Raw genomic sequence first — 14,446 nt, 5'->3', positions numbered from 1 at the left:
AGGAAAGAAGGTGAACGACATGCAATTCCATACAACTAGTGGAATTTTTAGGCTATGTGATTGGATATATCGATTGGCCTATCTCAACATTTTAGCGTTTATTTTTACTATAATAGGTGGGATTATAGCAGGAATCTTTCCAGCCATTACAGCCATGTTTGCGATCAATAAAAAATGGATAGATCGTGAGGACGATTTTGTAGTGTGGAAAGAATATTGGGGTGCATATAAGCAATATTTTATTCAAAGCAATATAATTGGAAGCTTCGTCCTATTAAGCGGAATTGCTCTTTACATTGATTTTTCATTAGTACAGAATTTTAGTGGTTTTATCTATTATGTCATTTTAAGTAGTAGTGCAACCGTCTTTATTCTAGGTATCGTAGTTTTGTTATATGTTTTTGGCCTACTGGTATCAGCTAAAAGAAAAATCTATCAACAAATAAAAGCTGCGATTCAAATTGGGACATTATTTCCTTTACAAACCTTTTGGATGCTTATGACGATTTGGAGTTTTTTATTTGTATGTCTGGTTATTCCAGGTCTGTCATTTTTATTTTTAGGAAGTGGTCTCTCCTTTATTGCAATGTACTTCACACAGCTGGCATTTAAGCGAATGAAAAAATATCAAATAAAGGAACCGATTAGAATCCAACCAATCGAGGAAAGAGGTGTCTTACATGGCAAGTGAAGTAAATTGGACTTCCCAATCTACACAGCGTAAAAAGAAAAGTAAAATAGAAAAAAGTGAAAATCTAGCAGGTTTTCTATTTGTTTCCCCAATGTTAATAGGGGTTTCGATTATCGTTTTATTTCCTATTATTGCAACATTTATATTAGCATTTGCAGATTGGAAATTTGTTCAAGGCATTGAAAATTTACAATGGGTAGGTTTAGAGAACTTTTCTGAACTACTCGGGGACAAGAAATTTATTCAATCTGTTGTTAATAATGCTATTTTTATTTTTACCGTACCTATTACGATGCTTGTTGCATTATGTTTGGCTATCATTATTGACAAGCATGTTTATTTAAAAAGCTATTTTAAGGTAGCGTTTTTCATGCCATATATTTCAAGTGTTGTGGCTATTGCCGTTGTATGGCAAGTGTTGTTTCATCCGTCACAAGGTCCAATTAATCAAGTATTAATGTCATTCGGTATTGAAAATCCACCAACATGGATTTCGGATCCGAATTTTGCCCTTATTTCCGTAATGATTATCCATATTTGGATTTCAATTGGGTTTAATTTGATAGTTTATATAGCTGGGCTCCAATCTATACCCAAAGAACTATATGAAGCTGCAGATATCGATGGGGCAAATACATGGTACAAGTTTCGTAATATTACTTTTCCTTTAATCTCACCAACGTCGTTCTTTCTATTAATAACAGGGATTATTGCAACATTTAAGGTATTTGATTTAATAGCTGTCCTTACACAAGGTGGACCATTAAATTCTACTACGATGCTCGTCTGGCATCTATATGAGATGGCATTTCTTAACTTAGAAATTGGTTATGCCTCCGCAATTGCAGTTGTTTTATTTATTTTTGTATTCACAATTACGATCTTACAATGGTTGGGGCAGAAAAAATGGGTGAATTATTAAAGGTAGGTGTGTAGAATGACGTTAAACATAAAAAAATTAGTAAGTACGATTGTCTTATTGTTTTGTAGTATAGCATTTTTATTACCCTTTATTTGGATGCTCTCTACCTCTTTGAAGATAGAGGCAGATGTGTTTAAATTTCCAATAGAATGGATTCCTTCAAGATGGAATGCGGTAGAGAATTATAAAGAAGTATGGTTTGGAGAGCATCCATTTTATCTTTATTATTGGAATTCGATTAAAGTAGCTGTTCTCACAACTGCTTTATCAGTTGTTGTTTCTTCACTAGCTGCCTATGGCTTCTCGAAGGTTCGCTTCCCGGCTGGTGGATGGCTATTTATTATCGTATTAGCAACTTATATGGTACCACCACAAGCAAGTTTAGTACCACAATTCATTTTATATCGTTTTATTGGATTATTTGATAGTCACCTAGGCTTAATCCTACTCGGAAGCTTTAGTGTTTTAGGTACATTTATGCTTAGGCAGTTCTTTATGGGAATCCATCAAGACTTTATTGATGCAGCGAAGATAGATGGGGCAGGACACTGGCGAATATTTTGGAAGATAGCTTTGCCAATTGTTAGACCAGCTGTTGCCACATATGCTATTTTGCGGTTTATTTGGACATGGAATGATTACCAAAATCCACTGATATTCTTAAGAACAGATGCATTATATACGATCCAATTAGCTATGCAGAAGTTTACCACGATTAATGGAAGCTTCTATACACTAATTATGGCAGCAGCTGTATCTGCAATATTACCGTTATTGATTGTCTTCATATTAGGTCAAAAACATGTTATCGATGGAATTGCATTAGGGGGTGTAAAAGGTTAAGTATTTTCACAAGTATTCATTGAATGTCAAAATAGTGCTGTCATAGGTAAAAAAATGAGTATGTCGATAAAATTGAATTTTGTTAAGCTAATAGCATGAAAGGGTTTTCAAAAAATAGAGGGGGTAGAATGATGCAAAAAAAAGTTTTGTGGGTCTTATTTAGTATGTTTATACTTATCGGTATGTTGGTTGGCTGTAATACAGAGGAAACCGATTCAAACGATTCAGCCAATGGTAATCAATCAAATGAAGAAGATGGGGAGGTAACGATCAAGTTCCATACACATGGAAACGAAGCAAGCTACAACTGGTCAGAAACCATTCCAGCATTTGAAGAGGCTTATCCAAATATTAATGTGGAACTAGTTGTGCTCAGTGAAAAAGGGGATACAAATGAAGCATTGCAAAAATTAGATTTAGCCGCATCCTCTGGTGAACAGCTAGATGTTCTGATGTTCAGTGATCCAGCATCCTATGCAGAAAGAGTAGATTTAGGTATGGTAGCTCCGATTGATGAATTTATTGAGGAAGAAGGATTTGAAGTAAGCGAGGAATATAAAGTGAACACAAAACTGAATGAAAGCTATTATGCTTTACCAGGAAAGTTTAATCCATGGTATGTATTAGTGAATAAAGATCATTTAGAAGAAGCTGGATTAGAGATGCCGACAGATTGGACTTGGGATGAGTTTGCCGATTATGCGAAGAAATTAACGACAGACGATCACTACGGAACATTTTTCCATGGGCCTCAAAATGGTGGTTGGATGGAATATATGAAGCTCGCTTTAGCAAGTGAAGAAGAGGAAACAGGTTTTATTAAGGAAGATGGTTCTTCTAATTTTGAACATCCACTTTTTCGTAAAACACTAGAATTGCGTTGGCAAATGGAAAAAGAAGATCAATCAGCGACACCATATACGGATATTATGTCACAGAAATTGCATTATAGGGATCAATTCTTTAATCAAGATTCCAGCCTAGTATTAATTGGGAGTTGGATGAATACAGAATTAGGTGGTACCGATCAATTTCCATTAGAATTTAATGTTGGAGTTGCGCCATATCCGAAAAATGACGAAAATTCAGAAGGTGGGTATACTCCTGTCACAACAGATTATATGGCTGTAGCATCAAGCTCGGAGCACAAAGAAGCAGCCTATCAATTTATCCGTTGGTACACAACAGAAGGTCAATTAGTACAAGGGAAGAATATTCCATCATGGAATGGTGTGGAAGATAGTGAACTAGAAGGGATTGTTGACACGATTTTAGCAGATACGAATAATCCAGAAAAAGTCGATAAAGAAGCATTAATTACGGTATTAAAAAATGCCAAGTCATCCAAGCTTATTGCACCAGTTTCGTATCAAGCAGAAATCTACCAAATGGTGAATGATGAATACGAAAAACTGATTTACGAAGAACAGGATATAGATCAAACGATACAGGCAATGCATGAGAAAGCGAAAGAAATAATAGCCAATAACCAGTAATCTAAAAAAAACAGTATGATAGCAATAAAATATAAAAGCGATTACAATTAGTATAGGGACGTTTTCTCCCGACCTTTCCCCACCCTTTCTTTCCTAGAGGAGTGAACAAATGATGGTGAATTTTCGGAGATTGGCGTCTCCTTCTTTTCGTTCTAAGGTATTTTTTGCATCCTTTTTATGTATCGGCATTCCTGTCCTCGTATGTCTTTCCTTTTATACATACTTAACGAGAGATGCGGTGGAAGAGCAAGCAATTATGAATGCCAAAAAAGAAATCAATTTAGTAAATGAGAATGTAACGAAAATATTAGAGGATTTAATGAATGTCTCCAATTTTGTTCAGATCGATACAGAAATCAATGCCGTGTTAAAAAGTAAAGCAAGAGATGGAAGTGGAGAAGATAGCCATACGTATGAAGCATATATGGAGGATCGGCTCGTTCGAAAAACGATTGAAAACATTACACAATTGGGGGAGAAATCCTATGTTACGATATTGCTAACAAATGGAAAGTATTATACGAATTATTCTGTTACGGAATATAATCCAATGGAAATATTCAAGAAGGATTGGTTTGAAGACTTGCAACAAATTAGAGGCTATCAATCCTTATGGGTGGGAGTGGAATCAACTGAATTCGCTTATGACCAACTGAATCACCCATTTCAGTTATCTGTAGCGAGAACCCTAAGAGACACCAATCAACAGATATATGGCTATGTGGTCGTTACACTACTTGAAACGAAAATCAGAAATATTTTACAAAACAAAAATAATCAAGAACAGATCCTTTTAGTTGATCAGAATCAGACGATATTATCTACACAAAATGCTGATCAAATTGGAGAAAAACTGGAGATTAGAGAACAGCTTACGAACAAGGATACCTCTACTATTATTGATTGGAAAGAGAAAAAGCATTTATTGACGACTAAGAAACTTTCCTTTAATGGTTGGAGTCTTGTTTCAATCATTCCATATAAGCAAGCGACATCCAATATCAATGCCGTATTTTCAAAGGTTTTTTCGTTTTTATCTATTTCATTCGCCATATTTTTTGTGCTATTAGCCTTTTTAATGAAACGTATTACAAAACCACTAGGTCATTTAGATAAAGTAGTGAAACAAGTGCAAACTGGTGATCTAACAGTACGTGCAGAGGTGAAAAGCCATGATGAAATCGGAAAGTTTTCCCGGTCCTTAAATCAAATGATTGAACGAATTAATGGAATGATTGAAGAAGTGAGAAATACACAGAGGAGAAAAAGACAGGCAGAGCTTGCTATGCTTCAAGCTCAAATTAATCCACATTTCTTATTTAATGTATTAAATTCCATTAGGATGAAAGTGTTAAAGTTCGGTGATAAAGACAGCGCTATCATGATTCAATCTTTGTCGAAGTTATTAAGAGGAACGATAGATAATAACCATGATATGATAACGGTTGCTGATGAAATTAGTCTAATTAGTGATTACGTTCATTTAATGAATATGAGACAAAAGCATAAGGTGAACCTGCTAAAAGAAATGGATCAACCAAGCACGGAAGTGATGATACCGCGGTTTATCCTACAGCCTCTAATAGAAAATGCGATTATCCACGGGTTTCATCAGAGTAATGGAAGGATTCTATTAAAGACAAGGGTTGAAGAGGGTGAATTAGAGATTTTGATTCAAGACAACGGAATAGGAATGGATCCGGAAACATTGGAAAAAGTTCAGAAGTCTTTCATCAAACCAAAAGTAAAGTATAAATCCAATAAAGGACTCTCTAGTATTGGTTTAGCAAATGTCTATGAACGTCTACATTTGACATTTCCTCTGAGACCATCGATGGAAATACGCAGTCAAATTGGAGAAGGCACAACGATTAGCATAAAAATTCCTTTGGAGGGTGATGGTATTGTACAAGGTGATGTTAGTTGATGACGATTTTCCTACCATTGAATTTCTGACAGAGGTGGTAGATTGGGACAAATTAGGTCTCAAACTAATTAGTACCCACGACAACGGCATGAGTGCCTATGAATCTGCTAAAAAGGAGATGCCAGATATTCTCATCACAGATATTGGAATGCCTAAAATGGATGGGATCGAATTAACGCAAAAATTAAAAGAACTAAAAACTAATTTACAGGTCGCTATTATCTCTTGTCATAATGAATTTAATTATGCGCAAAAAGCACTAAAATTAAATGTTCAAGATTATGTGCTGAAAGAAACACTTGATCCAGAAGATTTACAAAATATATTACGTAAATGTAAGGAACGTTTAGATAATGAAAAATATCAAAAAGGTGAGGTGCAGCGTCTTCGACACCAGGTAAATCAAAATCATGACTTAGAAAACCAAAGACTGTTAAAAGAATTTATTCAAGGTGCATCCAATCGATTTCATCAAGAACGCCTACAACAAGACAAGTACTATATTCCTGTTCTATTTCTTATCAACCATTTTTATATTGTAAAAAACAACTATGTATCAGAGGAAACCTTGTTATTTGCGATTCAAAATATTGCAGAGGAAATGATTCTCAAGCAGGAAACACATGCATTGTTTATCCATTATGAACAGAACAAGGGGGTTCTTTTATACCCTAATTCTAATAATATTAAGCGGAATTATTTTGATGATTTACGAGTATTGTTGAATAAAATCCAACAAGCAATCAATCAGTTTTTGCATATTCAAATCACTTTTTTAATCGGGGACAATAAGCCTGTTTACCAAATAAAAAAGGAAATTCATTACTTAGTCAATAGTGATAAGCAATTGTTCTATTTAAAACAAAATAGCATTACAGATAAGCAAAAACTGAGCAAAGCGTCAAGCAAAAACAATAGAAGTGAAATGTTACAATTCTATCAGGAGATCATTAGTCGAATGAAGAAGGCTATTTTTCAACGGGATCGATCCGAATTAGAAAGACAAATCCATCATTGGTCTCTCTACTGTCAAAAGGAAGATTGTGATCCTGAAACAGTCAAAGAAGGATTTTTAAGAATGTTATTAGAGCTGAAAATGAAGTTGAGTTCTGTTCATTACTATCCATCCAATTATCAAGCAGAGGCAATCCAAAAGGATATTTTAATGATTGCTTCCTTGGAAGAGTTAAAGGAATATGTTCTTCAATATTTAATAAACTGTCTTGGCGCTTCAGAGCATTTATTAAAAAGCGCTTATCACAAGGATGTACTTAGTGCATGCTATTATGTTTCTAGTAATATTGAATCGAAATTTTCTTTGGATGAAGTGGCAGATCACCTTTACTTAAACCCAAGTTATTTTAGTCGCTTATTTAAAAAAGAAATGAATATTACATTTGTGGAATATATTAAACAACAAAAAATCCAACGTGCAAAGGAATTATTAGAATTCACAACAGATCCCATTGGTCAAATTTGTGAGCGATTAGGCTATGATAACCAAAGCTATTTCATTAAGATATTTAAAAAGCAAACTGGTTGCACTCCCTTAGAATACCGGAACAAACTTTTACAAGGAGTCCTACAATCATAATGGAAATAAATAAACAAGGAATCTGGAAAAAAAAACCGATAAATCCTAGTAAATTACCTAAAGAAATGCTAGCTTTTATAGAAAAAGAAGCGGAATGTTTCCTGACAAATCGAGCGAAGGAGCCCTCCTTTCAATCGTTTCGACACTTTCACAAGAACGGTGATCGACAGCTTTTTGAGAGCGAATATTTTGATCGAAGAAAGAGATTAACTACCTTTGGATTACTTAGCTATTTACACCCTAATGAGTTTATTTATATAGAGGAGTTAGAAAATCAAATTTGGCAAATTTGTCAGGAGTTTACCTGGTGTCTACCAGCTCATTTACATATGGAGCGGGAGGGGCAGACCTATGAAGACTATCGAATTTCACAATCGTTACATTATTCCATTGACTTATTTGCAGCGGAGACAGCCTTTACTCTAGCGGAGATTCATCATATTTTTCAAGATAGATTAGATCCATTTTTAATCGAAAAGATCAAAATCGAAATCGATCGAAGAGTGATTGCAATCTATTTAGACAATGGACCATATGAGTGGGAGGAGGCAACTCATAATTGGGCAGCAGTTTGTGCAGGATCGATAGGGGCTGCCGCTTTATATTTGGTATCAGATAGGAGCGTGCTTCGCTCGATCCTAGCACGAGTCTTCCAAACAATGGAATGCTATTTGCAAGGGTTTGAAGAGGATGGTGCATGTACAGAGGGATACAGCTATTGGCAATACGGGTTTGGATATTTTCTCTATTTTCTAGATTTATATGAACAAGCGACTGGAGAAACGTCTCGCTTATTATCAAGGGATAAGGTACATAAAATTGCTCAATTTCAACAAAATATTTTTCTATCAAGCAATTTTGTCGTGAATTTTTCAGATGCTATACCGATGGCCAAACCAATGCTAGGTTTCAGTCATTATTTATATCATAAATGGAATGACATTCATCTTCCTGCACGAGAGCATGGTCAATTTCAAATCATTGATCATTGTGGAAGATGGGCACCTGCTTTTCGTGAGCTTAGCTGGTACGATTCTAAATTACCGGGGAATAATTGGCCAGAGAAGACGGTTTTATTTGATGAATCGATGATATTTCTTTCAAGAATAAGCATATATGCTTTTGCCGCAAAAGGTGGACATAATGCAGAACCACATAATCATAATGATATCGGCCACTTTATTTTGCTTGGTGGGAATGAAATTTTTCTAAAGGATTTAGGAGCAGGGCAGTACCATAAAGACTATTTTAACGATAAACGCTATGACTTTATTTGTACAAGTGCAGCAGGGCATTCGATTCCGATTATTAATGGAAAATTTCAGCGTGATGGTAAAGAATATAAAGCTATTCCACTGAAATCAGATTTTTCGAAGGATGAGGATATATGGCAATTAGCTCTAGAACAGACATATCCAGAACCTACTCTATTAGCATACAATAGACGATTTCATTGGAAGAAAACAGCTAAACCAAGACTTTTCCTAACGGATGTATTTCAGTTTAAGAAACAACCAAGCTCCATTATCGAAAGTTTTATTTTAGAAGACAGAAGCTATCGACTATTTGATGATTATATTTTATTCGAAGGGGAGGAGCAATCATTAAAATTTATATTCGATTCTCAGCTTACTCCGATCATTGAGCAACAATTTTTTACTAATCATCAAGGAGAGCAGGAAGGGTTTCTCCGTGTTCAATTTCCGTTAGTGGATTTGGAGCAAGAAATAGAGGTTATATTCACATTAGAATTTTGTTAAAAGGAGAAGAGGTAGGATAGTTTGAAGCAAAATCCATTGAAAACAAAAGCCGATGTCGAACAATTATTAATTGATTTATGGGGGAAATTGGAGCCTTATTATGATTCATTTCATTCTAGAATTCTTCCAGAGGGTGCCGGAGCAGCTTACTCTGATGAAGTAGCGGGAATGGAGTGTTTTTCTCGCGTTCTTTGGGGAGCTGCCCCCTTGTTAGCTCATCAAAAGAAGCCGGAGCTATGGCCAAGACACTTACAAGGAATCATGAATGGAACAAATCCAAATCATCAAGGGTATTGGGGGGATATTCATGATTATGACCAAAGAATTGTCGAGATGGCTGCATTCGGTTATGCATTGTGTATTGCTCCAGATGAGATTTGGCATGTACTAGGAGAAAAAGAACAACAAAACCTTGTTAATTGGTTGTCTCAAATCAATCGATTTAAGGCACATGATTGTAATTGGTTGTTTTTCGCGGTAATCGTCAATATTGGTTTAAAGCAGATTGGTGCCCCATATAGTAAAGAGAAAATAGAACAAAATTTAACAAGAATAGAGGACTTTTATATTGGAAATGGTTGGTATCAGGATGGAGAGATTGCCCATATTGATTACTACACCCCATTTGCCATGCATTATTACGGGTTGTTTTATGCAAAAGTGATGGAAAAGGATGATCCAATCCGTGTCAAAAAGTACAAAGAGCGAGCTGTCCTTTTTGCCAAGAAGTTTATCTATTGGTTTAGTGAAGACGGAAGAAGCCTATCCTACGGAAGGAGCTTAACCTATCGATTTGCACAAGCATCCTTTTGGAGTGCAATCGTTTATGCGGACGTTGAGGTATTTTCACTGGGGATTATAAAAGGAATTATTTTACGCCATTTACGTCATTGGATGAACCAAGACATCTTTCTCCCAGATGGCACTTTATCTGTTGGCTATCATTACCCTAATTTATTGATGGCAGAAAATTATAATGCACCAGGCTCCCCTTATTGGTCCTTTAAAATATTTCTTATTTTGGCATTACCTGATCATCATTATTTTTGGCGAGTAGCAGAAGAACCACTGCCTACATTACCGGAGCGAGATATACAAAATGAACCAGGGTTTATTCTAGACCGAGAAAAGAATAGTAAACATGTCGTTGCGTTCCAAACAGGCTATGCGCATTCAAATGCTCACACCCATACTTCTGCAAAATATGAAAAATTCGCATATTCCACCCATTTTGGTTTTAGTGTACCACGCGCGGAGTGGGGCTTGGATCAAGGAGCGTTTGATTCGATGCTTGCTCTCAGTGAGCAAGATGAATTGTATCGAGTAAAACGTAATGTTGTGGAAAAGGAAGTGAAGGAGACCCACCTATATATGAAATGGCGTCCATGGAAGGATGTGATGGTGCAAACATGGATATTACCAGGATTACCTTGGCATGTTCGTGTCCATCAGATCAAGACAGAACGACCTTTAGACATTGCTGATGGTGGCTTTGCATTAGGCATAGATCATACTTCAGAAGAACAACTAGTAAAAGAAGGGGTAGGTATTGGTATGGTAAATGACAATGGGATGGTCGGTTGTATTGACCTAATGGATGAACACAAGGCCATCCTTATCCGTCCAAATGCCAATACAAATCTTTTATATAAGCGAACGGTTATTCCGACGATAACATCATCGATCCAAGAAGGGGAACATTTACTGATCCATGCTTTTTATGGACAGCCATCGACTAATGAGTTATCAGAATGGCAAAAAAGACCCTATAAAAAAGGAGATAGTATTTACTCTTCAGGTAAAAAGAAAATATTTGATATAGTAAAATCCCGGGGCTAGAATCCGGGATTTACTCTGTAAAACTATTAAAATGAACCATTTCTACTTTTGGCGAAAGCTTTTTAGGTGGCTTTGTTTCGGCTGGATAACCGAGACCGATAATGGCAACAACACGACGATCTTCAGGAATATTCAATATCTTTCGCGCATGATTTTCTCTACGAACAGATTCCTCTTCATCCTCTGCATGATAAATCGCACCAAAGGCTGCACCTAATCCTTGATTCACAGCCTCTAACCATGTATAACCAGATGCAATCGAAGTATCTTGGAGCCAATATTTACTTATATCCGGCCTACCAGTTATCGCAATGGCTGCCTTTGCTTCAGCGATCCATGGCATAAAGGGAGTCGTATCTTTTAATGCTTTAAGCTTTTCCGTATCTTTTATTACGATAATATCTTTTGAGGGGAGATTGTTTCCTGAAGGAGCATAGTAGGTCGCATCAATGACCTTTTCCAGTACTTCCTTCTCAATGGATCGATCTTCAAATTTTGTGATTTCACGACGTTTTTTTATCGCCTCTAATACATCCATTTCTTTTCCTCCTCATTCCTTTTTCTATATTTTAGCAAATAGCAAACATTAAATCTACTAAAACAATTGGAATAGAAGGAAAATGTTACTCTTATTCTTGATAGGTACCAATTACTTCAATTGCTTCCTCAACTAATGACATATCGATAATTTTATCAAAATCTAGCTCTTCTTGAATAGCACCCTGTTCCTTGTAAAATTCATACTGTTGAATCACATCCTCTTCAAAAATCGTACCATTTGGATTGAGTCCTGTTACGCCAGCTTGCACCCATTGTTCTTTATCCTTTAAAGCCGTATGATTTGCCATAATAGAGATTATCTCTTCTTCATCACCAGTACCTTTCATAAAAACATCATGATAATCACGTATACCTTCTAGATAGGCAGCCATAAAACGTACAGCAACATCACGACGATCTGTCAGAAATTTTGGTGACCCTAATACCATGGCAATTTGTGCTTTAGGTGCATAATCCGTTGCATCACCAAAGCGGGTATGAATACCTTTATTTTCACCCTGAGTAATTAATGGCTCTATTTGCAAGGCGAGATCAATCTGTTTATTACTCATCGCTGCCATCATGTTAGCAAAATCACTCATTAACACAAATTCTGTTTCATTTGGCGACACTCCTGCATGTTCAAGCATTTTATGATAGATATAATCATCTACTGCATTTTTCGTGGAGACTGCAATTCGTTTCCCTTTGACATCCTCATAATCTTTAATTTCGTCCTTTAAATCCTCTCTAACAACAAATGTGAAATACGAATTGCCTTTATTGTTGTGTCCTTTATCTGCAATAAATCGAACATCGATTCCTTGTGCAATGGAATTAAAGAAAGAGGCAGAGGAGACACCGCCCGCCACGTCGACTTCCCCTGCTGCAACGGCCGGGAGCATTTCATCACTATTGCCAAATGTAGCAAATTCTACTTCAATATTGTACTTCTCAAAATAACCTTTATCTTTAGCGATATAAAAGCCTGCACCAGAAGCTGATCCATCTTCTGCAATCACAACTTTCTCTGTTTTTTCTAATGGTGGAAGCTCTCCATCGGATGCTTTTTCTGCTTTAGGCTTTTCCTCCTGCTGACAACTCGTTAAACATAATATAGCCAAAATGCTTATAAGCAGACAACCAATGATTTTTTTCATCATCATTCCCCCAAAACTTATCTTGTTTGTTTTACTTCCTTCTGTAAATGCTCCCAAATTTCTAAGAAGGTATTGGTGATTTCAGGATCGGAGCGTACCTGTTCAATAGTTCTTGGTCTTTCCAACCTAATCGGGATATCCCTAACGATTTTGCCTGGCTGTGCGCTCATCAGTAAAATTCGATCACTTAATAGTAAAGCTTCATCGATACTATGTGTAATAAAAAGTACCGTTTTCTTCGTTTCCTGCCAAATAGATAAAAGCTCTTCTTGTAATATAAATTTATTCTGCTCATCTAGTGCAGCAAACGGTTCATCCATTAATAAAATCTCAGGGTCATTCGCAAAAGCTCTTGCAATGCTTACCCTTTGCTTCATTCCACCAGATAGTTCCTTTGGATAGAGCTTTTTGAAATTTATAAGACCGACTTTCCGTAAATAATGTTCTGTTTGTTCCTTTATATACGAGGAAGGTAGGTGGCGCATTTTTAATCCAAAGGCAACATTTTCTTCTACTGTAAGCCAGGGGATCACGCCATTTTCCTGGAATACCATAGATTGGATAGGGGTTTTGGATGATCCCTCTTGTTGAATGTTAACTTCTCCTGTAGTAGGTACTTCTAATCCTGCAAGAATTCGAAGTAAAGTGGTTTTTCCACAGCCACTCGGTCCTAGTAGACAGACAAATTCTCCTTCTTGAATCGACAAATGGATTTGATCCAAAGCCTCAATATATTTATTCCGTTTCTTGAACTTTTTGGATAATTGCTTGATTTGGATTTTTGACATCATCATCCCCCGTTTCAACCATTATTTCCATGGCAATAATTTTCGTTCGAGTCCTCTAAGTAATAGGGAAAATAAATAACCAAAAAACGATATAAGTACTAATCCTACATACATTTCTGGTAAAAGAAAGGCTTTATAATTCATCCAAATCAAGTACCCAATTCCAGAGGTTGCACCAATCATTTCTGCAGCAACAATCGTCAGTAATGCAATTGCCTGACCCATTTGAATCCCTTCAAGCATGACAGGTAGTGCCCCAGGTAGTGCGATTTTTAAGAAAAAATCCTTCGCACTTGCTTGATAGTTTTTTGCGACATCTAAGTAAATCCGGTCAATATTGGCAACTCCTGCAGCTGTATTAATTACAACAGGAAAAAATACACTGATAGCAATGGTTACTATTTTGGAAAACTCCCCAATTCCAAACAAGATTAAGATAATCGGTAGCATAGCTAAAGTTGGTATTGGCATGAAAATCATCACAATAGGGGAGAAGAAGTATTTAAAATGTTTATACATCCCCATTAATAAACCAATACAAATTGCTGGAAGCACCCCTAATAAAAAGCCTAACAAAATTCGCACAAGGCTTACTGAGACATGCTGAAATAGCTCTCCTGATTCCCCTAATTCGATTAAAGTTTGTAATATTACCGTTGGTGGCGGGAAAAATCTCGCATCTAAAATATTGGTTTGGGATAGAATTTCCCAAAGTAATAATAAAATGAGTGGGGAGGAGATGGTGATCAATTGTTGAATCGATAATTTTGTCTTCATAAACCTCTTCCTCTCTTATATGGTCATATTATGATAACCGCCCAAATAATGTGCATGAGAAAATGAACAAGAAAAAACCCGGATTTTTATCATATAGATAAAGTCCGGG

Annotated in this window: 12 protein-coding genes; 8 read left to right on the top strand and 4 right to left on the bottom strand. The window is 36.2% G+C overall.

What is annotated here, in order from left to right:
• Positions 1–19 precede the first annotated feature (19 nt).
• From DLJ74_RS05395 to DLJ74_RS05360, 8 genes are all read left to right on the top strand, one after another.
• Positions 20–691, top strand: a complete 672-nt coding sequence (locus DLJ74_RS05395; RefSeq protein WP_109983654.1) for a YesL family protein — start codon at positions 20–22, stop codon at positions 689–691.
• Positions 681–1,613, top strand: coding sequence for a carbohydrate ABC transporter permease (locus DLJ74_RS05390; RefSeq protein WP_109983653.1), 933 nt, complete (start codon positions 681–683; stop codon positions 1,611–1,613). The genes DLJ74_RS05395 and DLJ74_RS05390 overlap by 11 nt, the downstream gene beginning before the upstream one ends.
• 15 nt (positions 1,614–1,628) lie before the next feature.
• On the top strand, positions 1,629–2,456 hold the full coding sequence (locus DLJ74_RS05385; RefSeq protein ID WP_109983652.1) for a carbohydrate ABC transporter permease: 828 nt from the start codon (positions 1,629–1,631) through the stop codon (positions 2,454–2,456).
• A gap of 128 nt (positions 2,457–2,584) precedes the next feature.
• Positions 2,585–3,952 (top strand): ABC transporter substrate-binding protein, encoded by a 1,368-nt coding sequence (locus DLJ74_RS05380; RefSeq protein ID WP_109983651.1) that lies wholly within the window; start codon positions 2,585–2,587, stop codon positions 3,950–3,952.
• Positions 3,953–4,064: 112 nt separating this feature from the next.
• On the top strand, positions 4,065–5,879 hold the full coding sequence (locus tag DLJ74_RS05375; RefSeq protein ID WP_245902263.1) for a sensor histidine kinase: 1,815 nt from the start codon (positions 4,065–4,067) through the stop codon (positions 5,877–5,879).
• On the top strand, positions 5,866–7,473 hold the full coding sequence (locus DLJ74_RS05370; protein WP_245902283.1) for a response regulator transcription factor: 1,608 nt from the start codon (positions 5,866–5,868) through the stop codon (positions 7,471–7,473). Before DLJ74_RS05375 ends, DLJ74_RS05370 begins: the two co-directional genes overlap by 14 nt.
• Complete coding sequence (locus tag DLJ74_RS05365; RefSeq protein WP_245902262.1) at positions 7,473–9,233, top strand: heparinase II/III family protein; 1,761 nt, start codon at positions 7,473–7,475, stop codon at positions 9,231–9,233. The genes DLJ74_RS05370 and DLJ74_RS05365 overlap by 1 nt, the downstream gene beginning before the upstream one ends.
• A gap of 21 nt (positions 9,234–9,254) precedes the next feature.
• Entirely contained in the window at positions 9,255–11,072 is a 1,818-nt protein-coding gene (locus DLJ74_RS05360) for a DUF2264 domain-containing protein (RefSeq protein ID WP_109983649.1), read from the top strand.
• Between the two features lie 10 nt (positions 11,073–11,082).
• On the opposite strand, the gene DLJ74_RS05355 is transcribed toward DLJ74_RS05360, so the two are convergent.
• From DLJ74_RS05355 to DLJ74_RS05340, 4 genes are all read right to left on the bottom strand, one after another.
• Positions 11,083–11,610 carry a nitroreductase family protein gene (locus DLJ74_RS05355; protein ID WP_109983648.1) on the bottom strand — a complete coding sequence of 176 codons (528 nt, stop codon included), beginning with the start codon at positions 11,608–11,610 and terminating at the stop codon, positions 11,083–11,085.
• Positions 11,611–11,701: 91 nt separating this feature from the next.
• Complete coding sequence (locus tag DLJ74_RS05350) at positions 11,702–12,772, bottom strand: ABC transporter substrate-binding protein (protein ID WP_109983647.1); 1,071 nt, start codon at positions 12,770–12,772, stop codon at positions 11,702–11,704.
• A 17-nt stretch (positions 12,773–12,789) separates the two neighbouring features.
• Positions 12,790–13,560 carry an ABC transporter ATP-binding protein gene (locus tag DLJ74_RS05345; protein ID WP_054787260.1) on the bottom strand — a complete coding sequence of 257 codons (771 nt, stop codon included), beginning with the start codon at positions 13,558–13,560 and terminating at the stop codon, positions 12,790–12,792.
• A 21-nt stretch (positions 13,561–13,581) separates the two neighbouring features.
• A complete protein-coding gene (locus tag DLJ74_RS05340) occupies positions 13,582–14,337 on the bottom strand; it encodes an ABC transporter permease (RefSeq protein ID WP_109983646.1) in 756 nt (251 codons plus the stop codon).
• Positions 14,338–14,446 lie beyond the last annotated feature (109 nt).

Source organism: Gracilibacillus dipsosauri, assembly GCF_003176895.1.
GTDB classification, from domain to species: domain Bacteria; phylum Bacillota; class Bacilli; order Bacillales; family Amphibacillaceae; genus Gracilibacillus; species Gracilibacillus dipsosauri.
Note: the sequence above shows the minus strand (reverse complement) of the source record. Positions and strands in the feature narration are given on the sequence as shown.

What these genes read in the sequence shown, in the direction of transcription:
- DLJ74_RS05395 (WP_109983654.1), top strand. Translation starts at nt 20, where the DNA reads ATGCAATTCCATACAACTAGTGGAATTTTTAGGCTATGTGATTGGATA.
- DLJ74_RS05390 (WP_109983653.1), top strand. Translation starts at nt 681, where the DNA reads ATGGCAAGTGAAGTAAATTGGACTTCCCAATCTACACAGCGTAAAAAG.
- DLJ74_RS05385 (WP_109983652.1), top strand. Translation starts at nt 1,629, where the DNA reads ATGACGTTAAACATAAAAAAATTAGTAAGTACGATTGTCTTATTGTTT.
- DLJ74_RS05380 (WP_109983651.1), top strand. Translation starts at nt 2,585, where the DNA reads ATGATGCAAAAAAAAGTTTTGTGGGTCTTATTTAGTATGTTTATACTT.
- DLJ74_RS05375 (WP_245902263.1), top strand. Translation starts at nt 4,065, where the DNA reads ATGGTGAATTTTCGGAGATTGGCGTCTCCTTCTTTTCGTTCTAAGGTA.
- DLJ74_RS05365 (WP_245902262.1), top strand. Translation starts at nt 7,473, where the DNA reads ATGGAAATAAATAAACAAGGAATCTGGAAAAAAAAACCGATAAATCCT.
- DLJ74_RS05355 (WP_109983648.1), bottom strand. Translation starts at nt 11,610, where the DNA reads ATGGATGTATTAGAGGCGATAAAAAAACGTCGTGAAATCACAAAATTT.
- DLJ74_RS05350 (WP_109983647.1), bottom strand. Translation starts at nt 12,772, where the DNA reads ATGAAAAAAATCATTGGTTGTCTGCTTATAAGCATTTTGGCTATATTA.
- DLJ74_RS05345 (WP_054787260.1), bottom strand. Translation starts at nt 13,560, where the DNA reads ATGTCAAAAATCCAAATCAAGCAATTATCCAAAAAGTTCAAGAAACGG.
- DLJ74_RS05340 (WP_109983646.1), bottom strand. Translation starts at nt 14,337, where the DNA reads ATGAAGACAAAATTATCGATTCAACAATTGATCACCATCTCCTCCCCA.